Annotated in this window: 19 protein-coding genes; 9 read left to right on the forward strand and 10 right to left on the reverse strand. The window is 66.0% G+C overall.

Annotated elements, in window-relative coordinates:
- Positions 1 to 40: 40 nt before the first annotated feature.
- Positions 41 to 1,003, forward strand: coding sequence for an MBL fold metallo-hydrolase (locus tag UNPF46_RS03455; protein WP_142249047.1), 963 nt, complete (start codon positions 41 to 43; stop codon positions 1,001 to 1,003).
- A gap of 14 nt (positions 1,004 to 1,017) precedes the next feature.
- Here the strand turns inward: UNPF46_RS03455 and UNPF46_RS03460 are convergent, their stop codons facing one another.
- Both UNPF46_RS03460 and UNPF46_RS03465 read right to left on the reverse strand, forming a co-directional pair.
- Complete coding sequence (locus tag UNPF46_RS03460) at positions 1,018 to 1,680, reverse strand: response regulator (protein ID WP_100178817.1); 663 nt, start codon at positions 1,678 to 1,680, stop codon at positions 1,018 to 1,020.
- The gene (locus UNPF46_RS03465) at positions 1,677 to 3,059 is read right to left on the reverse strand and encodes a sensor histidine kinase (protein WP_142249048.1); all 1,383 of its coding nucleotides are present in this window, start codon (positions 3,057 to 3,059) and stop codon (positions 1,677 to 1,679) included. Before UNPF46_RS03465 ends, UNPF46_RS03460 begins: the two co-directional genes overlap by 4 nt.
- 193 nt (positions 3,060 to 3,252) lie before the next feature.
- Between UNPF46_RS03465 and UNPF46_RS03470 the strand changes: the two genes are divergently transcribed.
- A complete protein-coding gene (locus UNPF46_RS03470) occupies positions 3,253 to 4,146 on the forward strand; it encodes a DUF3280 domain-containing protein (RefSeq protein WP_142249049.1) in 894 nt (297 codons plus the stop codon).
- On the opposite strand, the gene UNPF46_RS03475 is transcribed toward UNPF46_RS03470, so the two are convergent.
- From UNPF46_RS03475 to UNPF46_RS03485, 3 genes are read right to left on the reverse strand one after another with little or no spacing between them, the layout of a single operon-like run.
- Entirely contained in the window at positions 4,136 to 5,167 is a 1,032-nt protein-coding gene (locus UNPF46_RS03475) for an L-idonate 5-dehydrogenase (RefSeq protein ID WP_142249050.1), read from the reverse strand. The genes UNPF46_RS03470 and UNPF46_RS03475 overlap by 11 nt on opposite strands.
- A 26-nt stretch (positions 5,168 to 5,193) precedes the next feature.
- On the reverse strand, positions 5,194 to 5,961 hold the full coding sequence (locus UNPF46_RS03480; protein ID WP_142249051.1) for an SDR family oxidoreductase: 768 nt from the start codon (positions 5,959 to 5,961) through the stop codon (positions 5,194 to 5,196).
- A gap of 12 nt (positions 5,962 to 5,973) precedes the next feature.
- Complete coding sequence (locus UNPF46_RS03485; RefSeq protein ID WP_174719078.1) at positions 5,974 to 7,173, reverse strand: mandelate racemase/muconate lactonizing enzyme family protein; 1,200 nt, start codon at positions 7,171 to 7,173, stop codon at positions 5,974 to 5,976.
- Between the two features lie 178 nt (positions 7,174 to 7,351).
- On the opposite strand from UNPF46_RS03485, the gene UNPF46_RS03490 reads away from it, so the two are divergent.
- Together UNPF46_RS03490 and UNPF46_RS03495 are read left to right on the forward strand one after the other, a co-directional pair.
- Positions 7,352 to 8,119, forward strand: a complete 768-nt coding sequence (locus UNPF46_RS03490) for a GntR family transcriptional regulator (RefSeq protein ID WP_100178823.1) — start codon at positions 7,352 to 7,354, stop codon at positions 8,117 to 8,119.
- A gap of 22 nt (positions 8,120 to 8,141) precedes the next feature.
- The gene (locus tag UNPF46_RS03495; RefSeq protein ID WP_100178824.1) at positions 8,142 to 9,506 is read left to right on the forward strand and encodes an MFS transporter; all 1,365 of its coding nucleotides are present in this window, start codon (positions 8,142 to 8,144) and stop codon (positions 9,504 to 9,506) included.
- Positions 9,507 to 9,573: 67 nt separating this feature from the next.
- Here the strand turns inward: UNPF46_RS03495 and UNPF46_RS03500 are convergent, their stop codons facing one another.
- From UNPF46_RS03500 to UNPF46_RS03515, 4 genes are all read right to left on the reverse strand, one after another.
- Entirely contained in the window at positions 9,574 to 9,810 is a 237-nt protein-coding gene (locus UNPF46_RS03500; RefSeq protein WP_142249052.1) for a hypothetical protein, read from the reverse strand.
- A 97-nt stretch (positions 9,811 to 9,907) separates the two neighbouring features.
- Positions 9,908 to 11,158 carry an arsenic transporter gene (locus UNPF46_RS03505; RefSeq protein ID WP_181769753.1) on the reverse strand — a complete coding sequence of 417 codons (1,251 nt, stop codon included), beginning with the start codon at positions 11,156 to 11,158 and terminating at the stop codon, positions 9,908 to 9,910.
- Positions 11,159 to 11,183: 25 nt separating this feature from the next.
- Positions 11,184 to 12,458 carry an MFS transporter gene (locus UNPF46_RS03510; RefSeq protein WP_142249054.1) on the reverse strand — a complete coding sequence of 425 codons (1,275 nt, stop codon included), beginning with the start codon at positions 12,456 to 12,458 and terminating at the stop codon, positions 11,184 to 11,186.
- Between the two features lie 225 nt (positions 12,459 to 12,683).
- Positions 12,684 to 15,161, reverse strand: coding sequence for a hybrid sensor histidine kinase/response regulator (locus tag UNPF46_RS03515; RefSeq protein ID WP_142249055.1), 2,478 nt, complete (start codon positions 15,159 to 15,161; stop codon positions 12,684 to 12,686).
- 221 nt (positions 15,162 to 15,382) lie between these two features.
- On the opposite strand from UNPF46_RS03515, the gene UNPF46_RS03520 reads away from it, so the two are divergent.
- The 4 genes from UNPF46_RS03520 to UNPF46_RS03535 all read left to right on the forward strand — a co-directional run bounded on the left by UNPF46_RS03520 (position 15,383) and on the right by UNPF46_RS03535 (position 20,037).
- Positions 15,383 to 16,465, forward strand: a complete 1,083-nt coding sequence (locus UNPF46_RS03520; RefSeq protein WP_142249056.1) for a zinc-binding metallopeptidase family protein — start codon at positions 15,383 to 15,385, stop codon at positions 16,463 to 16,465.
- A gap of 172 nt (positions 16,466 to 16,637) precedes the next feature.
- Positions 16,638 to 18,653 (forward strand): acetyl-CoA carboxylase biotin carboxylase subunit, encoded by a 2,016-nt coding sequence (locus UNPF46_RS03525; protein ID WP_142249057.1) that lies wholly within the window; start codon positions 16,638 to 16,640, stop codon positions 18,651 to 18,653.
- A 221-nt stretch (positions 18,654 to 18,874) separates the two neighbouring features.
- Positions 18,875 to 19,741, forward strand: coding sequence for an isocitrate lyase/PEP mutase family protein (locus tag UNPF46_RS03530; protein WP_100178832.1), 867 nt, complete (start codon positions 18,875 to 18,877; stop codon positions 19,739 to 19,741).
- A complete protein-coding gene (locus UNPF46_RS03535; protein WP_100178833.1) occupies positions 19,738 to 20,037 on the forward strand; it encodes an acylphosphatase in 300 nt (99 codons plus the stop codon). Before UNPF46_RS03530 ends, UNPF46_RS03535 begins: the two co-directional genes overlap by 4 nt.
- Positions 20,038 to 20,182: 145 nt before the next feature.
- On the opposite strand, the gene UNPF46_RS03540 is transcribed toward UNPF46_RS03535, so the two are convergent.
- Positions 20,183 to 21,703, reverse strand: a complete 1,521-nt coding sequence (locus UNPF46_RS03540; RefSeq protein ID WP_100178834.1) for a PAS domain-containing hybrid sensor histidine kinase/response regulator family protein — start codon at positions 21,701 to 21,703, stop codon at positions 20,183 to 20,185.
- Between the two features lie 142 nt (positions 21,704 to 21,845).
- Between UNPF46_RS03540 and UNPF46_RS03545 the strand changes: the two genes are divergently transcribed.
- Positions 21,846 to 22,403, forward strand: coding sequence for a GbsR/MarR family transcriptional regulator (locus UNPF46_RS03545; protein ID WP_100178835.1), 558 nt, complete (start codon positions 21,846 to 21,848; stop codon positions 22,401 to 22,403).

Here is a 22,403-nt window from a genome sequence, read left to right on the forward strand (position 1 = left end):
CGGCCGCGCGGCAAAAATCTGACGCTCAGGGAAGGACACTATGCTCAAGACTGTATTGCGGGCAGGCTTCGCGCTGCTCGCGCTGACGACGGTTGCCTCGGCCGAACCGATCAAGGTGACGCTGCTCGGCACCGGCGTGCCGACCCCGCGGCCGACCAGCTTCAGCGCCTCGACGCTGGTGGAGGCGGGGAACGAGAAGCTGCTGTTCGACCTTGGCCGCGGCTCGACCATGCAGCTCTACAAGTTGAAGATCCCGCTCGGCGCGATCACCGCGAATTTCATCACCCACATGCATTCCGACCACCTCGTCGGTCTCCCCGACATGTGGCTGACGGGCTGGCTCGCCACGCCGTGGGCATCCCGCAAAGGACCAATGAAGCTCTACGGGCCCAAGGGTACGGTCGCGATGACAGAGAACCTGACCAGGGCCTTCGCCGACGACATCCGCATTCGTATCGATGACGAACACCTCGATCCCGAGGCGATCAGATTTGCCGCAAAGGATATCGAGGCCGGGACCGTCTACGACAACAACGGCGTCAAAGTCACCGCGATCGAGGTCGATCACGGCGAGAAGATCAAGCCGTCGTTCGGTTACGTCGTCGAGTATGGCGGGCACAAGGTTGTGCTGTCCGGCGACACCAAATACGACGAGCGGATCGCGAAGGCGGCCGAAGGTGCCGATCTGCTGATCCACGAGGTCGCGGTGATCGAGCCCGAGTTGCTGGTCAAGAATCCAGTCTACAAGGACATCCAGGCGCACCACACCTCGCCCGAGGAGGCCGGCCGGATCTTTGCGTTCGCCAAGCCAAAACTCGCCGTTTACTCCCACATCGTGTTCGGCACCGTGAAGCCCGTGCCTGACATTCCGGAGGAGCCGCTGATCCTGCGCACCCGCACGGGCTACAAGGGACCTCTGCTCGTCGGCCGCGACATGATGTCGTTTGTGATCGGCGACACGGTTGAGGCGTTTGGGCCTGATGGAACGAAGCTTGCGCCTTAGCGGCAGGTGAGCGATCAGGCCTCGCCGAGATCGGGCTCGGTCAACAGTCCCTGGCGCAGCGCGAGGCGGACCAGCTCGATGTCGGAGCCGACGCCGAGCTTGTCCTTGATCAGCGAATGCAGGTTCGCCACCGTCTTCGGGCTGACATGCAGCGTTTCGGCGATCTCGTCCGTCGTCCTCTCGGCGAGCAGCAGCCGCATCACCTCGAACTCGCGCGCGGTGAGGACGTCGGCGGCCGAGCTTTCGCCGCCGAGCCGGCTCAGCGCGAGCTCGTGGTCGATGTCGGGGCTGATGGCGATCTTGCCGGCGAGCACGTCCATCACCGCCCGCACCAGCGTCTCGGGCGGGCTGGTCTTGGTGACGTAACCCCTGGCGCCGGCGCGGATCGCCTGCACGGCAAAACCCGCATTCTGGTGCATGGTGAAGATCAGGATCCTCGCGCCCTTGTCCCATTGCCTGATGCGGCGGACGGCTTCGATGCCGCCGATGCCGGGCATGCTCAGATCCATGATGACGAGATCGGGGGCCTCGGATTTGTACAGCCGGTAGGCCTCCGCGCCGTCGGCCGCCTCGGCGATCACGCGCAGGCCCGGCTGCTTCTGCAGCACGGAGCGATAACCCTCGCGGACCACGGAATGGTCGTCGACCAGCAGGATGGACGCATCGGCCGCGCTCATGCCGCATGCTCCAGCAGCTGCCGCTCGCCGGCGGCGAGCGGAATGACGACGCGCAGCGCCGAGCCGCCGTGGGGATCGACCTCGAAGCTCATCCGGCCGCGCAAGGCCGCAACGCGCTCACGCATGCCGAGCAGGCCCATGCCGGATTTGCCGGAGGCATCGCTGGGCGGACCGTCGTCGTCGATGGCGAGCGCGATCTCGTCCGCGGCCATCGTCAAATGCACGCCGACCCTGGTGGCGCCGGCGTGCTTGGCGGCATTGGTCAGCGCCTCCTGCACGATGCGGTAGAGATTGGCGCTGATCGCGGCGGGCAGGGTCTCGAAGGCGCCGTCGAACTGGATCGTGAAGCGCGTCTCGCCGCGGCTGCGTCCGTTCCAGCCCGCGACCAGGCCTTCCAGGCTGGCAACGAGGCCGAGCTCCTCGACATCGGGCGGGCGCAGCCGAAACAGCGCGCCGCGCAGCGTCTCCATCATACCGGTCGCGGTCCGCGCGATGCCGTCGCATTCCGAAAGCAAGGCAGGGCAGTCCTGCACGGCGGTCTGGCGGGCGGAGGAGGCGAGGGCGCGGATCGCGGCCAGCGACTGGCCGAACTCGTCGTGTAGCTCGCGCGCGAGATGGCGGCGCTCGTCGTCCTGCAGCGCGATCAGCTTGCGCGTCAGCTCGCTGCGTTCGGCAAGCGCGGTGTCGAGGCTTTCGGCGAGATGGTTGAAGCCGTCGCGGATGGCGGAGAGCTCGGCGAGATCGAACGGCGGCAGCCGCGCCGAGAGGTCGTTGGCCGCGATCCGCTCCAGGCCGGTGCAGATCAGGCGGGTCGGGCGCAGCGCGCGCGCCAGCGCGGCGTAGACCAGCAGGCACAGCAGCGGCAGCGCGATCGCAAGCGCGATCATCAGGCGGCCGGCCTCATGCCAGGCCTCCGCCGTCTGCACCGCCGGATCGACCGAGACCACGGTCTCGCCGAGCTTGGCGCCGCGCACGATCACGGGTCGTGACGCTTCGCGGCCGGGGTCGAACAGGCTGCGATAGAACGCGGTAAAGGCCTGCGGCGGCGGGCTTGCGGGGGCAGGCGCGCCGCTGCAGAACCGCTGCAGCATCTCGCCGCTCTCGCCGCGGAATGCGAGACAAAGGCCCGGGGTCATCACATAGGCGGCGACGGGGTCGAGGTTGGGAAAGTCGCGCGGGCCGGCCGCCCACTGGATCTTGCCTTGCTGCAGCTCCAGCGACTTCGCCACGATCGCGGCAATGCCGTCGAGGCGCGCATGGGCCTCGCGGTCGGCGGCGATCAGGAAATAGGCGGAGATTGCGGCGAAGCAGGCCGCCGTGATCGCGGCCACGCGCAAGGTCAGCCGGACCTTGAGATCGAATTTCGGGCGGTTCCGCATCTGAAGGATACCTTGCGCGAACGAGCTTGTCGCTTCCATATTAAACGGCAGAACGCCGGCCGCGGAAAGCGTTAGGCGTTACCGCAGTGCAATGGCGTGAAATTTTCCCGGCGCTTGCCGGGACCGCCGCCGTTGCAGGGCCGAAGGCTGCCGCCGAAATTTGCGGACCGCTCGATCCAGCAAGGCTTCGCTCATGCACCTTTCCCGGTTGATTCTCCCTGCTTTTCTCCTGGCTGTCCTTGTGGGTGTCCAGCCGGCCGCCGCAGCACCGGTCGGCGTGTCGATCGAGGATTTCCAGTATCTGGACACGTCCGGCGAGCCGGTCGACCAGACCGCCATCCACGAGAAGCGGCTGGGTGCATTCATGGTCGCGCTGCGGCGGGACGTCGGAGCGGACCAGCGCTATCAGCTCACGCCCGCCGGGCAAGACGATGCAAAATTCAAGGTCGTCGGCGGCGTCCAGAAGACGAGCACGCTGGTGCAGTGGGCGCGCGTCGCCGTGATCGATATCGCGGCCAGGAAGGTCCTGTTCGAGAAGCTCTACACGTTCCGCGGCGACAACGACGAAGCCTGGGATCGCGCCGAAGCGTTTCTCGCCCGCGAGGTCATCGCGGCGCTCGGCACGCCTGCGCCGGTCGCGCTCGCCGTGTTTGATTTCGAGCTCGAGGACATGACGGCCGCATCGGGGAGCACCCTGGCCGCTTCAGACGCGTCGTACCTCGCCGAGACCACCGGCAGTGTGCGTGACGTGCTCGGCCAGTCCGGCCGTTACCGGATCGTCGACGTCGGTAGCGCGAGCGGCGAGGCGGCGAAGGCGCACGCTTTACGAGACTGCGGCGGCTGCGAGGCGGCGATTGCGAAAGGGCTCGGCGCGGATCAATCGCTGATCGGGGTGGTGCGGCGGGTCAGCCGCACCGAATATACGCTCGGCTTCCAGCTGCGCGATGCCCGCACCGGCGCGGTGCTGGCGCGCGGCGACAGCGGCCTGCGTATGGGCGCGGACTATTCCTGGAAGCGCGGCGCGGTACGCCTGGTCAGCGACCGGCTGATCGAGAGTCAGCAGGCCGCCGACGCGGCTAAAAGGTGAGCTGAACCTTCATCGACTGCGAGCGGTCGCTGGCGAGCTCGAAGGCGGCGACCGCGTTCTCGAACGGCATGGCGGCCGTGATCAGCGGCTTCACGTCGATCAGGCCTTCGCCCATCAGCCGCACCGCCAGCTCGAACTCGGGATCGAAGCGGAAGGTGCCGCGGAGCTGCAATTCCTTGGCGACGATGGAGTTGATCGGCAGCGTCATCTCGCCGCCAAGGCCGAGCTGAACCAGCGTCGCGCCGGGGCGCAGCACGTCGAGCGCGGTGCGGAGCGCGGCCTGGTTGCCGGAGGCCTCGAACAGCGTGTCGAACACGCCCTTGCCGGCGCGCCACGGGTCGAGCGCCGAAGCATCGGTCGCAACATTGATGGCATGCGTCGCGCCGAGCTTCCTGGCGACCGCGAGCGGCGCCTCGGCGACGTCGGTCACCACGATCTCGGATGCACCGCCGAAGCGCGAGACCAGAATCATCAGCGCGCCGATCGGGCCGCAGCCGGTGATCAGCACGCGCTTGCCGAGCAGGGGGCCGGCCTGCTTGCCGGCGTGCAGGCAGACCGCGAGCGGCTCGGCGACCGCGGCCTCCGCCAGCGACAGTCTGTCGGCGATCGGCACCGCCTGGGCTGCATCGACCGTGATGAATTCGCGAAAGCCGCCCTGCACATGGGGAAAGCGCATCGCGCTGCCGAGGAAGCGCATGTCGAGGCACTGGTTGCGCATTCCCTCCTGGCAATGCAGGCACTGCCCGCACGGCTTGCTCGGATTGACCGCCACGCGCGTGCCCGCCTTCACGCTGCCGACGCCGTCACCGACGTCAGCTACGACGCCGGCGATCTCGTGCCCCAGCGCCATCGGCTGCTGGATGCGCACGACGCCGAAACCGCCGTGATGGTAGTAGTGCAGGTCGGAGCCGCAGATGCCGCCATTGGCGATCTTGATGCGGACCTCGCCCGGGCCGGGTGCCGGATCCGGATAGCCGTCGATCCGCAGGTCTTTCGGGGCGTGAATGACGACGGCGCGCATGGCCTGCTCCTTCGTTATCTTGGCGATCACATCGCGGCGATCATGCCGCCATCGACATAGATGATCTGGCCGTTGACGTAGGTCGAGGCGTCTGAGGCCAGGAAGATCGCCGCGCCCACCAGCTCGTCCGGCCTGCCCCAGCGCTTGGAGGGGATGCGGCCCATCAGCCAGTTGTTGAAGTCGGTGTTGTTGACCAACGCCTCGTTCATGTCGGTCAGCATGTAACCCGGGCCGATCGCGTTGGCCTGGATGCCGTGCTGGGCCCATTCCACCGCCATCGAGCGGGTCAGGTTCTTGATGCCGCCTTTTGCCGCCGTGTAGGGCGCGATGGTGGGGCGGGCGAGCTCGCTGCCGAGCGAGCCGATATTGATGATCTTGCCGCGCTTGCGCGGGATCATGCGCTTGCCGGCTTCGCGGCCGATCACGAAGGCGCTGGTGAGGTCGGTCTCGATCACCTTGCGCCATTCGTCGGTGGTGAACTCGACCAGCGGCTTGCGGTGCTGGATGCCGGCATTGTTGACGAGAATGTCGACGGCAATGCCTTGTCTGTCGAAGTCGTTGAACGCCGCGACGATCGCCGGCTCGTCGGTGACGTTGAAGGCCGCGCCTTCCGCCTGATGGCCGGCGGCCCGAAACTCCGCGACGGCCTGCTCGACGCGCTTGGGATCGACGCCGTTGATGATCAGCCTGGCGCCGGCCTTCGCCATGCCCTCGGCGATGGCGCGGCCGAGCCCGCGGGAGGAGCCGGTCACGAGTGCGGTGCGGCCGGTCAGGTCGAACAGGGCGGTGCTCATCTCAAAAGATCCTCAAACGTTGGAGCGACGCACGGTGAGATCGGTGCGGTCGAAGACGGCGGGCAGCAGGTCGACGCCAAGACCAGGGCCCTCCATCGGGAAGACGTAGCCGTCCTTGATCACGGGCATCGTGGTGACGAGCTCATTGTACCAGCCCTTGTAGAAGGCGCGCACCGATTCCTGGATCAGCGTGTTGGGCTGGCTGAACGACATGTGGATGGCGGCGATGAAGCCGATCGGGCCGATGCAATCATGCGGCGCGAAGGGCCGGTGATAGGTCTCGGCCATCGCCGCGATCTTGCGGCCCTCGGTGAGGCCGCCGGTCCAGCACAGGTCCGCCATCACGACGTGCATGGCGTCGCGGTCCAGCATGTCCTTGTAGGGGAAACGCGAGCCCAGCGTCTCGCTGGCGCAGACCCAGACGTCGGTCGAGCGGGCGTATTCGGCCAGCGCCTGCGGCGAGTTCATGCGGATCGGGTCTTCGTACCAGGTTGGCTTGTAGGGCTCGAGCGCGCGCGCGATCTGCTTGGCGGTCGGCAGGTTCCACAGCGAGTGGAGCTCGACCATGATCTCCATCTTGTCGCCGACCGCCTTGCGGATCTTCTCGAACGGCTCGATCGCCTTCTTCATCTGCGCGGCGGTGATGTAGAGGCCCTTGTTCTCCTGCGCTGCCGGATCGAACGGCCAGATCTTCATCGCGGAGATGCCGCTCTCCAGCAGGCTTTCGGCGAGCGCGTCGGCGTGGTGCATGAAGCCGTCGAGGTCTTCATAGGGACCCTTGGATGCCCCGAGATTCCAGTTGGCGACCGGGCTGATATTGGTGGAGCGGACATATTGGGTGCCGGCGCAGGTGTTGTAGATGCGTTGCTTGTCGCGGCAGAGGCCGCCGAGCATCTGGTGTACCGGCTGATTGCAGACCTTGCCGAACAGGTCCCACAGCGCGATGTCGATTGCGGACGCCGCGCGATACTCGACGCCGGTCGAGGACTGCGCCATCGGCAGGTTCAGCATGTCGCGATGGATCGCTTCGATGTGCAGGGGATTGCGGCCGAGCAGGCGGCCGGCAAACGTGTCGTGGATTTGCGCTTCGACTGCGCCTGCGCCGTAGAAGGTTTCGCCGAGACCGATCATGCCCGTGTCGGTGTGAACGCGCACCCAGATGACGTTGGAAAATTCCTCGGTGCGCAGCGTCTCGATCGACGTGATCTTCACGGCAACAATCCTCCCATCACCGGCGCCTCGCGCCTGACGTCTCATTTTGCGCTGCAACATGTTGCAGGTCGCGCGAAAGTCTTACGCCGGCTTGTAATATATCACAACATGTTTTAAGCCGGTCACAAATAAGGCGCCGCCCTGCGGGGGGACAATGCAGGCCGACGGGGAGGACAACATGGCACGGCGCAAGCGCACGCTCGAGGTGGTGAGAAACGAGGACGACGGCGAGGGCAAGCCCTCCCGCCACAACCGTCTCAACTTCTTCGAGCTGGCCTACCTGAGGATCGAAGAGCTCCTGGTTCATTGCGAGCTCAAGCCCGGCCAGTTCATGACGATGCTGGAATTGCAGCAGATCACCGGCTTCGGCCGCACACCGGTGCATCACGCGGTCAATCGTCTCTCCGCAGATACGCTCATCATCATTCGACCGCGTCACGGTCTGCACATCGCGCCGATCGATCTTGCGCGCGAGCGCATGCTGCTCGGTCTGCGCCGCGACATGGAGCGTTTCGTGATCCGCCTTGCGGCCGATCGCGCCAGCCTCTCGCATCGCAATCAGGCCCTGCATATCGAGCGTCTGCTGCGCGAGCGCCGCGCCAGCCTGACCCTCGACGAGTTCAACCACATCGACCGCCGCATCGACGCGCTGGTGCTGGAAGCCGCCGGCGAGCCGTTCCTGGTGCACACGCTGCGGCCGCTGCACACGCTGTACCGGCGCATCGGCTACATCCACCACCGCTTCATGCCGGGGCAGGCCGATCTGTCGGGTACGATCGATCGACATCTCGCCATTCTCGCCGCGGTGGCCAGCCGGCGCGTCGAGGACGCGGTGAAGGCGAGCGACGGGCTGATCGACTACATGGGCGAGATATTCACGGGCATGGAGGCGGGGATCGACCCGCGCCTGCTCGATTGCAGCATCGAGCCGCTGCTCGGCACGTAGAGTTTTGAAGAGAGGACCAAGCATGACAACGATGGCGATGCCACAACCGACCGCGAGCGAAGCTGCGGTCCGCTACCTCATCACCAACTACAGTCCCAAGGGCAACAAGGTCGGCTGGCTGATGATGGCCTCGATCCTGGTCGAAGCCTGGGACCTCTATTCGATCGCCTTCGTGCTGATCTTCATCAAGGAGCAGTACAATCCCGATCCGCTGATGCTCGGCCTTGCCGCCGCGGGCACGCAGGGCGGCGCGCTGATCGGTGCGCTGCTCGGCGGCTGGCTCTCCGACAAGATCGGCCGCCGCGTCATGTTCCTGGTGACGATGGTGATGTTCATCGTGCTGGCGCTGGCGCAGGCCTTCGTGCCCGATGTCACCTGGCTCATCGTGATCCGCTTCCTGCTCGGCATCCCGCTCGGCTCGGACATCTCGACCGGCTACACCTACATCATGGAATCCATGGCCAAGGGTGAGCGCGAGGTCATGGGCAACCGCTGGCAGTTCATGTTCGCCGTCGGCGAGGTGCTGACCATCGGCGTCATCGTGATCTTCCTGCTGCTCGACATCCACCACGAGACGTTGTGGCGCGTGACGCTCGGCCTCGGCGCGCTGCCGGCGCTGATCATCCTGGTGATGCGTCACGACGTGCCGGAGACGGCGGTGTGGCTGGTGCAGAAGGGGCGCTACCGCGAGGCCAAGCAGGTCGCGCGCGAGATGTTCAACGACAATCTCGACATGCTGCCGGACCAGGACGTGGTGGTTCCGAAGACCAGCACCCGCGCGTTCCTCGCCGACCTCAAGAAGGATCCGATCCGCTGGCGCGCCACGCTGTATGGCTGGATCGCCTGCTTTGCCCAGGCAAGCGAGTTCTCGACCTTTGCGTTCTACCTGCCGGTGCTGTTCGTGATGGTCGGCGTGTCGAGCGTGCTCGGCATCAATCTGGTGACGATGGCGCTGTTCTCCTTCGCAGCCCTGTCGGGGTGGGTTGGACCGCTGCTGACGCCGAAGATCGGCCATCGCGGCATCGCGATCGCGGGCTTCTCGATCGTGCTGGTGTCGCTCCTGGTCGCCGCGTTTGCGCTCTACACCGACAACAAGATGCTGCTGCCGTTCGCCGCCGCCGGCATGCTCTGGGGCCATTATTGGGACGCGTCGAACTGCATGACGATCCCGACCATGGTCGCCCGGCCGCAATATCGCGGCACCGCCAGCGGCTTCGCCTATATGTTCGTGAAGCTGCCGTCGTTCCTGGCGATCTTCCTGTTCCCGACGCTGTTCGCCGCGATCGGGCAGGCCAACGCCACGCTGTTCGTCGCGATCTTCCCGGTTATCGGATTGCTCGCCGCAATCTTCATCCTGCCGGAAGTCTACGGCTACGAGAACGACTGACGAAGCGCCGCCCGGTCGCGGCTACGGCCGCGATAGGGTCCCGCTTCCGGAGGTTCCTGGCCAGTGACTACGGGCTCAGGAAGACCGGATCGAGTCCCATCCCGTGGCCGAGCAGGCCAAGGACCTGGAGCTGGGCGCCGTGCAGGTCGATCTCCACGATCGCAAACAGGGTCACCAGCACCACGACTGCGAGGAGCAGCAATGGGTGGGACGTTTCCGCCCGGCTCTGGCCGGGTGCGATGAAGCTCTGATACGAGCGACGCAGGGAAAAGCTCCGTGGCAACGCCTTTGACCGGAACTGCATGATGAACCTCCTTGCCGCGCCCTATGAGGTCGCGCGACAAGTTGAAGGATAGCTCCGGCGACGGCGGCGGCATTGATGCGCCGCAAACACCGCAGGTTTATCGGATCGCCGCTGCCAAAGCCGCGATCAGCGCCGGCGGGGTTACCAGCATACCGAGCTTGAGGAAGGGCCAGGCGCCGACCTCGATCTTTTCCCGGCGGAGAGCGACCAGCCAGAGGATGGTGGCGAGCGATCCGGTCACCGACAGATTGGGGCCGAGATCGACGCCGATCAGGAGGGCGCTGACGACGGGCGCCGGCAGATGATCGCTGGCGGCAACCGAGCCGGCGACGAGGCCGACGGGCAGGTTGTTGGCGATGTTGTCGGCGAGCGCGGTTGCAATGCCGACGCTCCAGGCCGCCTGCGGTACCGATTGCGCCACCGCCTGATGCAGCAGCGCGCTGAGCTGCGCGATCACGCCGGTCTTGATCAGCGCCTCCACCATGACGAAGAGTCCGCCGACCAGCGGCAGCACGCTCCAGGACACGCCCCGCAGCACCGGCAATGGCGATTGCCGGCTGAGCAGCAGCACGATCACGGCCGTCACGCTGCCGCAGATGAAGGTCGGCAGGCCAAGCTGCCTGTCCAGCGCCGACGCCGTGACCAGCACGAGTCCGATCGCGACGATGCCGATGGCCGTCAGCTTGCCGCCGCGGCCGAGCCTGGGATGCGGCACGCTGCGCGCAATCGTCTCGTCCTTCAGGGCGCGGTGCTGAGTCAGGCGCAGCACGATATAGGTGAGCAGGATCGAGGCCGCCGAGGGCAGGGCGAACAGGCGCAGCCATTCCGTCAGCTGCGGCATCCGCGCGCCGAACACGACGAGATTGGCGGGGTTGGAGATCGGCAGCACGAAGCTCGCGGCATTGGCGATGAAGGCGCAGACGAACAGATAAGGCAGCGGCTTGGCGCCGGCCGCGCGCGTGGCGGCATAGACCGCGGGCGTCAGCACGATCGCGGTGGCGTCGTTGGAGAGCAGCACGGTGACGAGCGTGCCGACGAGATAGATCAGCAGAAACAACCGTTGCGGCGAGCCGGCTGCATATTCCACCGCGAGCGCGGCAAGATAGTCGAACAGGCCCTCCAGCCGCGCCAGCTCGGCGATCAGCATCATGCCGATCAGGAAGAGGTAGACGTCGACGCCTTTTTCGATGCCGGCAAGCGCATCCTGCCACGGCAGCAGGCCTGCCAGCAGCAGGGCGCTCGCGCCGATCACGGCCCAGACGGCCTCGGGCAGGCGAAACGGCCGGATGATGACGCCTGCGGTGGCGACGACGATGATGCTCCAGGCCCAGATGGCGTCAGACGGCACGTTCAGTCCTTGAGGTGAAATGAGGTCATTCGGCAGCGATAGCGGATGCCCGCGCCGCTGTCTCCCCCCGCCGGCGTGGGCCGCCGTGTCGTGTCTCGGGCAGCGCGAGAAGGCAGATCACGGCGCCGATCGCGGCGACAACGCCGAGGGTGATGAACGCCGCGCTGTAGCCCGCGCCGACCACGACGAAGCCGGCCAGCGTCGTCGAAAGCGCGGCGCCGATGCTCTGGGCGGTGATGACGGCGCCTTGCGCGACGTTGAAGCGGCCGGTGTTTCGCATGAGGTCGGCGACGATGACGGGAAAGATCGCGCCAAAGATGCCGGCGCCGACGCCGTCGAGCAACTGCACGCCGACCAGCCAGAACGGATTGTCCGAGAACGTGTAGAGGGCGCCACGGATCGGCAGGATCAGCAAGGCAGCGAGGAAAAAGCGCTTGTGTCCCCATGTATCGGCCTTGGCGCCAACCAGCATCGCAAACGGCACCATCACCAGTTGCGCCGCGACGATGCAGGCGGACATTAGGCTGGTGCCGAGATTCTTGTCCTGTAACGCCAGCTTCTGCCCGACCAGCGGCAGCATCGCAGCGTTGGAGAGGTGAAACAGGAGCGCGCAGATGGCGAAGACGAGCAGCGGGCGGCAGGTCAGCAGCACCTTCAGCCCCGAAGGCTGTTCGTGTTGCTCGGCGTCATTCGCCCCGTCCAGCCCGCGCGCGAGATCGTGGTCGATCGCCCGTTCGGGAATGGCGAGGATGCTGACGAGACTTGCGATGGCCATGCTGCCGAGCAAATAGAACACGACCGTCGGTCCGAACCAGTAGGCCGACAGTCCGGCCAGGCCCGCCGCGACGGCGTTGCCGGCATGGTTGAGGGTCTCGTTGCGGCCGATCCGTCTGGTGAAGGCGCGATGTCCGAAAATGCCGAGCGAAACGGCGGCGATCGCCGGCGGAAAAATGACGCCGGCCGCTTGCGCGATCCCTTGCGAGATCGCGACCGGCAGGAAGCTCGGGAGCCACGGCAGCGACAACGACGCGACAGTCACGAGGATCGCGGCGACCGCCATCACCGTCCGCTTCGCGCGGGTCGCGTCGACCAGGGCGCCGGCCGGCGTCTGCGCGACGATGCCGGCGATGGTCGCGACCGACATCACGAGGCCGATCCGCGCCTCGTCCCAGTGCTGCTCGGTGAGGAGGTAGACGGCGAGGTAAGGGCCGAGCCCGTCGCGGACGTCGGCGAGGAAGAAATTGGCAGCGTCCAATGCGCGGCCGGCCTGCCTTGCCTGATTGGGGTTTTCGCTCGGCATCGGTTGCTCGGTCGTCGTTGTGTCAATCAGCGCGCGCCAAGCACTCCGCTGTCGTCCCGGACAAGCGTCAGCGCAGATCCGGGATCCATAACCACAGGATGAAGTTTGGCGAAGATGGTCGGTTACCAGCTCACGCTACAACGTCCGTCTCGGAGTATGGGTCCCGGATCGGCGCGCGCTTTTTGTGCGCTTGTCCGGGACGACAGCGGGGTGCTTGGCTCACACTTACCTTGCCACCGACAGCTTCTCCGTGATCGCCTTGCGCAGGATGCGCGAGAGCGATTCCACCGAATATGGCTTCTGGATCAGTTCGAAACCGCGATGGGCGTTTTCGGCCAAGACATTGCTGTAGCCAGACGTGAGCACGACGGGCAGGCCGGGATAGCGCTCGCGGATGATGCCGGCGAGCTCGACGCCGTTCATGCCGGGCATGATGACGTCGGAGAAGACGAGGTCGACGGCGAATTCGTTCTCGCCGAGGATGGCAAGCGCGGCATTGGCATTGGCGACGCGGCGGACGACATAGCCGAGATCTTCCAGCAGCTCGGTCGAGAACTGGCCGACATCGTCATTGTCCTCGACCACGAGCACGCGGTAGCCGCGCCCGGTGGTGGCGGCCTCGCTGGTCAGCGCCGCGGCCTCCTTCTCGGCGGCCGGGCTCTGCGCTTGCGGCAGGTAGATGGTGAACGTCGCGCCTTCGCCTTGTGTGCTCGTGACCGCGATGTCGCCCTCGGACTGTTTTGCGAAGCCGAAGGCCTGGCTGAGGCCGAGGCCGGTGCCCTTGCCGACCTCCTTGGTGGTGAAGAACGGCTCGAAGATCGAATCGAGATGGTCCGGGGCGATACCGCTGCCGGTGTCGGTGACGGAGATGGCGACATAGTCGCCGCCGCGCGCCGATTGCGCGCGCAGGCTCGGGATGCCCTGCACCTTGCGTACGGCGATGGTGAGACGGCCTTCGCCGTCCATGGCGTCGCGGGCGTTGATGGCGAGATTGATCAGCGCGGTCTCGAACTGGGCGATGTCGGCGACGGTGAAGCAGTCGGCATCGTGGATTTCCACCGCGATTTCGATCCGGCCGCCGACCAGTGGCCGCACCAGTTGCGCGACGCCCTCGACCTGGCTGCCGACGTTGAAGATCTGGGGTTTCAGCGGCTGCCGGCGCGCGAATGCCAGGAGCTGGGCCGTCAGCTTGGAGGCACGCTCGACCGTGTCGGAGATGGCGTCGACATAGCGGCGGCGGCGCTCCTCCGGCAGTTCGCGACGGCGCAGGAAATCGGTGGCCGAGCGAATGATGGTGAGGAGATTGTTGAAGTCGTGCGCGACACCGCCGGTGAGCTGGCCGATCGCCTCCATCTTCTGCGATTGCCGCAGCGCTTCCTCGCCGCGGCGGCGCTCGGTGATGTCGACGGCTTCAGGGACGGCGCCGGTGATGTTGCCGTGGCGATCGAGCACGGGGCGCATGCCGAAGTCGAAATCGCGCTCGCCGATGGGGAGGCGCAGGCGCATCTCCAGCCGCACGGCCTCACCCTTGAGCACGGTGTGAAAGGCCTCGTGCACCAGCGCGCTCATGCCCTCCGTCGCGCTGAACCAGGGTGTCTCCCACAGCGGCTTGCCGATCACGTCCGAAGAGCTCGCCTTGATGCCGTCGAGCGCGGTCTTGTTGGCGTAGAGCAGTTCGCCCTTCAGATTGACCAGGCCCTGATACTGGTTGCTGGTCTCCAGGATCGCGCGCAGCCGCGCCTCGTTGGATTCGAGCTCGGCGGTGCGTTCGGCGATGCGCTCTTCCAGCGTCTCGTTGAGCCGCCGGAGCTCGATCTCGGCCTGCTTGGCGACCGTGATGTCGTGGGCGACGCCGATGAAGCCGATATGCTTGCCGGTCGGATCCCAGCGCGGCTGGGATTCCGAGCGCAGCCAGCGCCATTCGCCGCTGGCGTTCTTGTAGCGCGCTTCCAGCACGAAGGGTTTGAGCGACGCTTCACCCTGCACGGATTGCTGGAGCACATGCGGCAGGTCGTCCGGATGCAGCACCTTGCGCCAGTCGAAATCGATGGCCTCCTCGTAGGGCAGGCCGACGAAGTCGACATAGGCCTGATTGGCGAAGGATCGCTTGCGGTCGAGCTTGGTGACCCAGATCGGCACCGGTGCGCTGTCGGCGATCAGCCGAAACCGCTCCTCGCTCTCGCGCAGGGTCTCGCGCGCGAGCATCTGGTCGGTGATGTCGATATGGGCGCCGACCAGGCGGATGGCGCGGCCATCCGTGCCGCGCTCGATCTTGGCGACGACCCGGATCCAGCGGGTCTCGCCGTCATTGGGGCGGATGATGCGGTATTCGGCGGTGTAGTCCTCGCTGGTGCCGGCGAGCGCGTCGATGAAGTGCTTGACGGTGGCTTCGCGGTCGTCGGGATGGATACGGTTGACCCAGTCCTCGTGCGACTCCTCGGCCGCTTCCGGCGGCAGGCCGTGGAGCATCAGATATTCGGGCGAGCGGTGGTTCTTGAAGCCTTCGCGGAAGTCGACCTCGAGGCCGCCGACCTTGCCGATGCGCTGGATGCGCGCCAGCTCGGCCTCGCGCTCCTGGAGCGCGCGATAGGCGTTGTCGCGCTCGCGCGCGACGTCCTCGAGGTGTTGGCGCAGCCTTTCGGCGGCGATGGTCTCGGGCAAGGGATCGTTCAAGGCATCGGCCGTTGTCATGCGGGAGCGCACGTGCCAGACCGATATTCACACAGACGGAGCGTGATGACCATTGCTTAGAGGAAATAGGCTGCCCGGAAAGGCCGGCGGCGAGCCGGAGCGAGGAAACTGCGATCAGGCAACGCCCGGTCTGGCATTTTGTTCCTGACATTGGAACGATGCGCCCGCGGAGGCGTCTTCGCGAGGCGCCACGACGTCCATCGATAAGACTCTCTTTTCGAAGAGGATAAATCTTGAAGCTGTTTGTCTGCCAGTCCTGCGGCAACGTCCTCTATTTCGAGAACCGCGCCTGCGAACGGTGCGGCCACCGCGTCGCCTTCCTGCCTGAGAAGGAGACGATGTCGGCGATCGAGCCCGACGGAGAGGCCTGGAAGGTATTGGCCGGCAAGGGCGAGAGCCGGATGCTGTGCCGGAATGCCGAGTACGATGCCTGCAACTGGCTGACGGATCCAGGCGAGGGCAATGGCTATTGCCGCGCCTGCCGCCACAACGGCATCGTCCCGGATCTGTCGGACCCCGCCCAGCTTGCCGGCTGGCGCGAGCTGGAGGTGGCGAAACACCGTCTGTTCTATTCCCTGATCCGCTGGAAGCTGCCGCTCCGGACCCGGCAAGACGACCCCGAGCATGGTCTGATCTTCAATTTCCTCGCCGACGATCCGCAGAGCGGCGAGAGGGTCATGACCGGCCACGACAACGGCCTGATCACGATCGCTCTCACGGAGACCGACGACATCGAGCGCGAGCGGCGCAGGCTCGAGATGGGCGAGCCCTATCGGACGCTGCTCGGGCACTTCCGTCACGAGGTCGGGCACTATTTCTGGGACGTGCTGGTGCAGGGCGGCGGCAAGCTCGATGAATGCCGCGCGGTATTCGGCGACGATTCCGCCGATTACGGCCAGGCCCTGCAGCGTCACTATGCCGAAGGCGCGCCGCCGGACTGGCAGCAGAACTACGTCTCGGCCTACGCCACCATGCACCCCTGGGAAGACTTCGCCGAGACCTGGGCGCATTACCTCCACATCGTCGACACCCTGGAGATGACCGGCGAGTTCGGCATGGAGGTGCGGCCCAAGGTCGACCGCGACGGGGAGTTGACGGCGCGTATCCGTTTCAACCCCTATGAGGCCAGGGACGTTCAGGCGCTGATTGACGCATGGCTGCCCTTCACCTTCGCCATGAACAGCGTCAACCGCGCCATGGGCGCGCGCGACCTCTATCCCTTCATCCTGTCGCAGGCCGTGGTCGCCAAGCTGGGGTTCATTCATGGCCTGGTCCGGGACGTCGCCAAGTCCATGTCGAGGTCCGGGAAGCCGTAGGTGGTCCGAGGGCTCGTCAGGCCGGTTTCGGTCTTGCGCTGGTACGCCAGACGGCCCGGATTTAGACCGTTGCCTCCGGCCGATTTTGATGTACCACGGGAGCCACACGGCCCTCCCATAGGCCCCAACGGCCGGGGAAGGGTCCCGCCCAAGGTCGAGACTCAAGAAAAGCATGTTCAAACGCATTCTGATCGCCAATCGCGGCGAAATCGCCTGCCGGGTCATCAAGACCGCGCGCCGCATGGGAATTGAGACGGTTGCGGTCTATTCCGAGGCCGACCGCGATGCCCTCCATGTCGAGATGGCCGATGAGGCGGTCCTGATCGGACCGGCGGCTGCGGCCGAGAGCTACCTGGTCATCGACAAGATCGTCGAGGCCTGCCGCAAGACCGGCGCGCAAGCCGTGCATCCCGGCTACGGCTTCCTGTCCGAGCGCGAGGCCTTTCCGCGCGCGCTGGAGGCGGCCGGCGTGGTCTTCATCGGGCCCAATCCGGGCGCGATCGCGGCGATGGGCGACAAGATCGAATCCAAGAAGGCGGCGGCCAAGGCCGATGTCTCGACCGTGCCGGGCTTTCTCGGCGTGATCGAGGACGCCCGCCACGCGGTCAAGATTGCCGACGCCATCGGCTATCCCGTGATGATCAAGGCCTCCGCCGGCGGCGGCGGCAAGGGCATGCGCATCGCCTATTCGACCAGCGAGGTCGAGGAGGGGTTTGGCCTCGCCAAGGCCGAAGCCAAGGCGTCCTTCGGCGACGACCGCGTCTTCGTCGAGAAATTCATCGTCGATCCCCGTCACATCGAGATCCAGGTGCTGGGCGACAAGCACGGCAACGTGATCTATCTCGGCGAGCGCGAATGCTCGATCCAGCGCCGCAACCAGAAGGTCATCGAGGAGGCGCCGTCGCCGCTGCTCGACGAGACCACCCGTCGCAGGATGGGCGAGCAGGCGGTCGCGCTGGCCAAGGCCGTGAACTACGACTCCGCCGGCACCGTCGAATTCGTCGCAGGGCAAGACAAGAGCTTCTACTTCCTGGAGATGAACACCCGCCTGCAGGTCGAGCATCCCGTGACCGAGCTCGTCACCGGCATCGACCTCGTCGAGCAGATGATCCGCGTTGCCGCCGGCGAGAAGCTCGCCATCGCGCAGAAGGACGTCACGCTCACGGGGTGGGCGGTGGAATCGCGTCTCTACGCCGAAGACCCGTTCCGCAACTTCCTGCCTTCGATCGGACGGCTGGTGAAGTACCGCCCGCCGGCGGAAGCGAGCAAGGACGGCATCACCGTGCGCAACGACACCGGTGTGCAGGAGGGCGGCGAGATCTCGATCCATTACGATCCGATGATCGCCAAGCTCGTCACGCATGCGCCGTCGCGCGCGGCTGCGATCGAGGCGCAGGCGACCGCGCTCGACTCGTTCTATGTCGACGGTATCAGGCACAACATCCCGTTCCTGTCGGCGCTGATGAATCATCCGCGCTGGCGCGAGGGCAGGCTCTCGACCGGCTTCATCGCCGAGGAGTTTCCCAAGGGCTTTGCGCCGCGCGTGGCCGAAGGCGAAGTTGCGCGGCGGATCGCCGCCGTCGGCGCCGCCATCGATCATGTGCTTGGTGAACGCAAGCGGCAGATCTCCGGCCAGATGGGCGGCCGCATCGTGCAGCGCGAGCGGCGTCGCGCGGTCTGGCTCGACCGCCAGGAAATTCAGCTCGAGGTCGGACGCGATGGCGAGGCCATCGCGATCCGTTTCGTCGACGCCGAGGGCAAGACCGGCAACGCCCATCTGCTCGCCTCGCCGTGGAAGCCGGGCGATCCGGTCTGGCAGGGCACCATCGACGGCCACTTCGTCGCGGTGCAGGTGCGGCCGATCCCGAACGGCATTCGTCTGGCGCATCAGGGCGTCGAGGTGCCGGTCTATGTCTGGACCGAGACGGAAGCGACCTCCGCGCGGCTGATGCCGGTGACGACGGCCGCCGACACCGGCAAGAAGCTGCTCTGTCCGATGCCCGGCCTCGTGGTCTCGATCGCGGTGAGCGAGGGGCAGGAGGTCAAGGCCGGCGAGACGCTCGCGGTGGTCGAAGCCATGAAGATGCAGAACGTGCTGCGCGCCGAGCAGGACGGCACCGTGAAGAAGATCCACGCCAGCGCCGGCGCGACGCTCGCGGTGGACGCGCTGATTTTGGAGTTTGCGTAAGTCAGCCCACTCTCGTGTCCTGGACGCGATGCAACGCATTAGCCTTGCCTCGCAGAGCCGCGACCCAGATCGTGAGCGGATCACTCGGCAGCATGGGCCCCGGCTCTGCGGTGCATCGCTGAAGGGGCGCTGTGCTGCGTCCGTGGCACGAGAGTGCCATATTTCCGTTGCTCGCTATGACGGAGTATGCTGCGGCCTCCGCGATCCTGTGAGACAGCACCATGGCCTTTCGTTCCCGCCGCGAGAAATTGCGATCCATCCTGTCGGGCTCGGCCTGCATCCATCCGGGTTCGGTCTATGACGCGATCTCGATCCGCATCGCCGAGGACCTCGGCTTTCCCATCGGCATGTTTGGCGGCTCGGTCGCCTCGCTCGCGGTGCTGGGCGATCCCGATATCACGCTGATCACGCTCACCGAGCTTGCCGAGCAGATGCGCCGGATGTCGCGTGCCTCCGCGCTCCCCGTGCTGGTCGATGCCGATCACGGCTATGGCAATGCGCTCAATGTCCGCCGCACGGTGCAGGAGCTGGAGGCGGCGGGCGCCGCCGGTCTCACCATCGAGGACACGCTGCTGCCGGCTGCTTTCGGCGAGGCGAAGACGCAGCTGATCTCGCTCGAGGAGGGCGTCGGCAAGATGAAGGCGGCGCTCGGCGGCCGCAGCGATCCTTCGCTGGTCATCATGGGCCGCACGGGAGCTGCCTCGATCACCTCGATCGAGGATGCGATCAAGCGTGCGAAGGCCTATGAGGCCACCGGCGTCGATGCGCTGTTCTTCACCGGCATCAAGTCGCGCGCCGAGCTCGATGCGGTTACCGCCGCGACGCGCCTGCCGATCGTGCTCGGCGGGGCGCCGGAGGATTTGAGCGCGCTCGACTATCTCGCCAGCCAGCGCGTCCGCATCGCGCTCCAGGGCCATGCACCGATCGCAGCGGCGACGCAGGCCGTCTACGAGACGCTGAAGGCGCTGCGCGAAGGCACGCCGCCGAAGAACCTTAAGGGGCTCGCATCCTTGGAACTGACGGCGCGCGTCATGCGCGAGGCCGACGTCAAGGCGCGCAGCGCCGATCTCCTCGGACTGAAAAGATGAGTCGGGCGATCCTTCAGGTCATGATCCGCGGGCGCGTGCAGGGCGTCGGCTATCGGGCCTGGGTCGAGTATCGGGCGACGGCGAGCGGGCTTGAAGGCTGGGTCCGCAACCGCCGCGACGGCGGCGTGGAAGCGCTGTTCGCGGGCACGCCGAAGCACGTCGCCGACATGGTCGCGCTCTGCCGTCACGGCCCGCCGTCCTCGCGCGTGGACAGTGTGACGAGCGAGACGGCGAGCGTGGAAGAGCTGAACCTGCGCCGGGCAGGGGAGGCGTTTTCGGTGTTGCCGACGGTTTGAGTGCGGCCTCAACGAAAGCCGTCATGCCCGGGCTTGTCCCGGGCATCCACGTTCTTCGTGCGACGTGGCAAGGCGTAAATGGCCGGGACAAGCCCGGCCATGACGACGAGGGGGCTTGGATGCCTCAAGATATCGAGGTGAACACTCACCTCGGCAGCTTCGAGATCGCCTCGCTCAGCTCGTGGATCTCGTACGGCTTGCGCAGGATCGGGAAATCGCCGCGCACGCCGGCGGCGACCTCGCTGTAGCCGGTAGCGAGCAGGATCGGCAGGCCGGGGCGGATCTCGCGGAGATGATGGGCGAGGGTGAGGCCGTCCATCTTGCCGGGCATGACGATGTCCGAGAACACGAAATCGACGCCGTTGTTCTCGATCTCGCGCAAGGCGGCTTCGGCGTCGGCGACCCGGCGCACGTGGTAGCCGAGCTGCTCCAGGAGGCCGATGCTGACGATGGCGACGTCCGGATTGTCCTCCACCAGCAACACCGTGCCGCTGCCTTGGAACGCCGGCTCCCCCGTCGTCGCGTGCGATGGCACATCTTCTCCGCGCGGCAGGAGGATGGTGAAAGTCGTGCCCTTGCCGAGATCGCTTGCGACCTTCACGGTGCCGCCGGCCTGATGCGCGAAGCCGTGGACCTGGGAAAGGCCGAGACCCGTGCCTTTTCCGATCGGCTTGGTCGTGAAGAACGGCTCGAAGATCTTGTCGAGAACGTCGGAGGGAATGCCGAGCCCGGTATCGGCGACGTCGATTGCGACGAAATCGCCGGCGAGGGGCGCCTCGTCCAGCACGACATTGCGCGCGCGGATCGTCACGGTGCCGCCGTCAGGCATCGCGTCGCGGGCATTGATGACGAGATTGAGCAGCGCCGTCTCGAGCTCGGAGACGTCGGCCTTGATCGGCCAGACGTCGCGGCCGATGTCGAAGGCCAGCCGTACGGAGCTGCCGATGCCGGCATCGAGCACCTCGCGGATCGCCGCGATGCGCTCGGCGAAATCAATTGCCTGCGGATTGACGCTCTGCCGCCGTGCGAAGGTGAGCAGCTGGTTGGTCAGCGCCGCGCCGCGCTTGGTAGCGGTCTCGATGGCCGAGATCGCGCGCTGAACCTTGGCCGCGTCGTCGGCGCCACGCTTCAGCATGTGGAGGCTGCCGCTGATGATCATCAGGAGATTGTTGAAGTCGTGGGCGACCCCGCCGGTGAGTTGCCCGAGCGCGTCGAATTTCTGGGACTCGGCGAGCTGCTTCTGCATCGCCTCGAGCTTGATCTGCGTATTGCGGCGTTCGGTGATGTCGCGCGTGATCTTGGCGAATCCGACCAGCTCGCCGTCCTCGTGGATGGGATCGATGACGACGCTGGCCCAGAAGAACGTGCCGTCCTTGCGGACGCGCCAGCCTTCCTCCTCGTAACGGCCCTTTTCCCGCGCAATGCCGAGCGCGCGGGCCGGCTTGCCGTTGGCGCGGTCGGTCTCGGTGTAGAAACGGGAGAAATGCTGGCCGAGGATCTCCGAGGGGGAATAGCCCTTGATGCGCTCGCCGCCGATATTCCAGCTGGTGATGATCCCCTTGGGATCCAGCATATAGAGCGCGTAGTCGGCAACCCCCTCAACCAACAGCCGGAAACTGCGTTCGCTCTCGAACAAGTCTCTCTGTTGACTGAACTTTTCGACCATTCCGGGACCCTGCCTCAACGGGGGCAAACGCCGGAGGGGTCGAATGGTTCCCGGAGGGTGGGATATTTTTAGGCAAATCTTTCGCCTCGCATGCCGACGGCACCCACTTGACAGTGGAACGGTTGCGTCAGATATTTCTGTTATGACAGAAATAACCGGAAAGAAGAAACTCCCCGCCGCCGTTGAGCGCTTCATCCTGCATTGGGGCGACATGGGGGATGAGTGGGGCGTCAATCGCTCGGTCAGCCAGATCCACGGGCTGCTCTATCTCGCGGAGGCGCCGATGACGGCGGAGGACATCGCCGATGCGCTCGGCATGGCGCGCTCCAACGTCTCCAACTCGCTGAAGGAGCTGCTGGCCTGGAACCTGATCCGGCGCGTGCCGATCCTCGGCGACCGCCGCGACCATTACGAGGCCGAGACCGACATCTGGGAGGTCGCCGCCAGGATCGCCGCGCGCCGCAAGGAGCGGGAGCTCGATCCTGCGATCGCGGCGCTCCGGGCCTGCGTGTCCGACGCCGCCGTCGATCCCACCGTCAATCCGGTCGCGAGCAAACGGTTGAAGGAGATGCTCGCCTTCACCGAGCTCGCCGACCACTGGTTCATGCAGATGCTGAAGGTGCCGCGGCCGCGGTTGGTCGCCTTGATGCGGCTTGGCGAGAAGATCGCCAACCTGCTGCCGCTGGGCAAGGTCAAATAG

The sequence above is a fragment of the Bradyrhizobium sp. UNPF46 genome (assembly GCF_006658625.1).
Taxonomy (GTDB): Bacteria; Pseudomonadota; Alphaproteobacteria; order Rhizobiales; family Xanthobacteraceae; genus Bradyrhizobium; species Bradyrhizobium nitroreducens.

What these genes read in the sequence shown, in the direction of transcription:
- UNPF46_RS03455 (WP_142249047.1), top strand. Translation starts at nt 41, where the DNA reads ATGCTCAAGACTGTATTGCGGGCAGGCTTCGCGCTGCTCGCGCTGACG.
- UNPF46_RS03460 (WP_100178817.1), bottom strand. Translation starts at nt 1,680, where the DNA reads ATGAGCGCGGCCGATGCGTCCATCCTGCTGGTCGACGACCATTCCGTG.
- UNPF46_RS03465 (WP_142249048.1), bottom strand. Translation starts at nt 3,059, where the DNA reads ATGCGGAACCGCCCGAAATTCGATCTCAAGGTCCGGCTGACCTTGCGC.
- UNPF46_RS03470 (WP_142249049.1), top strand. Translation starts at nt 3,253, where the DNA reads ATGCACCTTTCCCGGTTGATTCTCCCTGCTTTTCTCCTGGCTGTCCTT.
- UNPF46_RS03475 (WP_142249050.1), bottom strand. Translation starts at nt 5,167, where the DNA reads ATGCGCGCCGTCGTCATTCACGCCCCGAAAGACCTGCGGATCGACGGC.
- UNPF46_RS03480 (WP_142249051.1), bottom strand. Translation starts at nt 5,961, where the DNA reads ATGAGCACCGCCCTGTTCGACCTGACCGGCCGCACCGCACTCGTGACC.
- UNPF46_RS03490 (WP_100178823.1), top strand. Translation starts at nt 7,352, where the DNA reads ATGGCACGGCGCAAGCGCACGCTCGAGGTGGTGAGAAACGAGGACGAC.
- UNPF46_RS03495 (WP_100178824.1), top strand. Translation starts at nt 8,142, where the DNA reads ATGACAACGATGGCGATGCCACAACCGACCGCGAGCGAAGCTGCGGTC.
- UNPF46_RS03500 (WP_142249052.1), bottom strand. Translation starts at nt 9,810, where the DNA reads ATGCAGTTCCGGTCAAAGGCGTTGCCACGGAGCTTTTCCCTGCGTCGC.
- UNPF46_RS03510 (WP_142249054.1), bottom strand. Translation starts at nt 12,458, where the DNA reads ATGCCGAGCGAAAACCCCAATCAGGCAAGGCAGGCCGGCCGCGCATTG.
- UNPF46_RS03525 (WP_142249057.1), top strand. Translation starts at nt 16,638, where the DNA reads ATGTTCAAACGCATTCTGATCGCCAATCGCGGCGAAATCGCCTGCCGG.
- UNPF46_RS03530 (WP_100178832.1), top strand. Translation starts at nt 18,875, where the DNA reads ATGGCCTTTCGTTCCCGCCGCGAGAAATTGCGATCCATCCTGTCGGGC.
- UNPF46_RS03535 (WP_100178833.1), top strand. Translation starts at nt 19,738, where the DNA reads ATGAGTCGGGCGATCCTTCAGGTCATGATCCGCGGGCGCGTGCAGGGC.
- UNPF46_RS03540 (WP_100178834.1), bottom strand. Translation starts at nt 21,703, where the DNA reads ATGGTCGAAAAGTTCAGTCAACAGAGAGACTTGTTCGAGAGCGAACGC.
- UNPF46_RS03545 (WP_100178835.1), top strand. Translation starts at nt 21,846, where the DNA reads ATGACAGAAATAACCGGAAAGAAGAAACTCCCCGCCGCCGTTGAGCGC.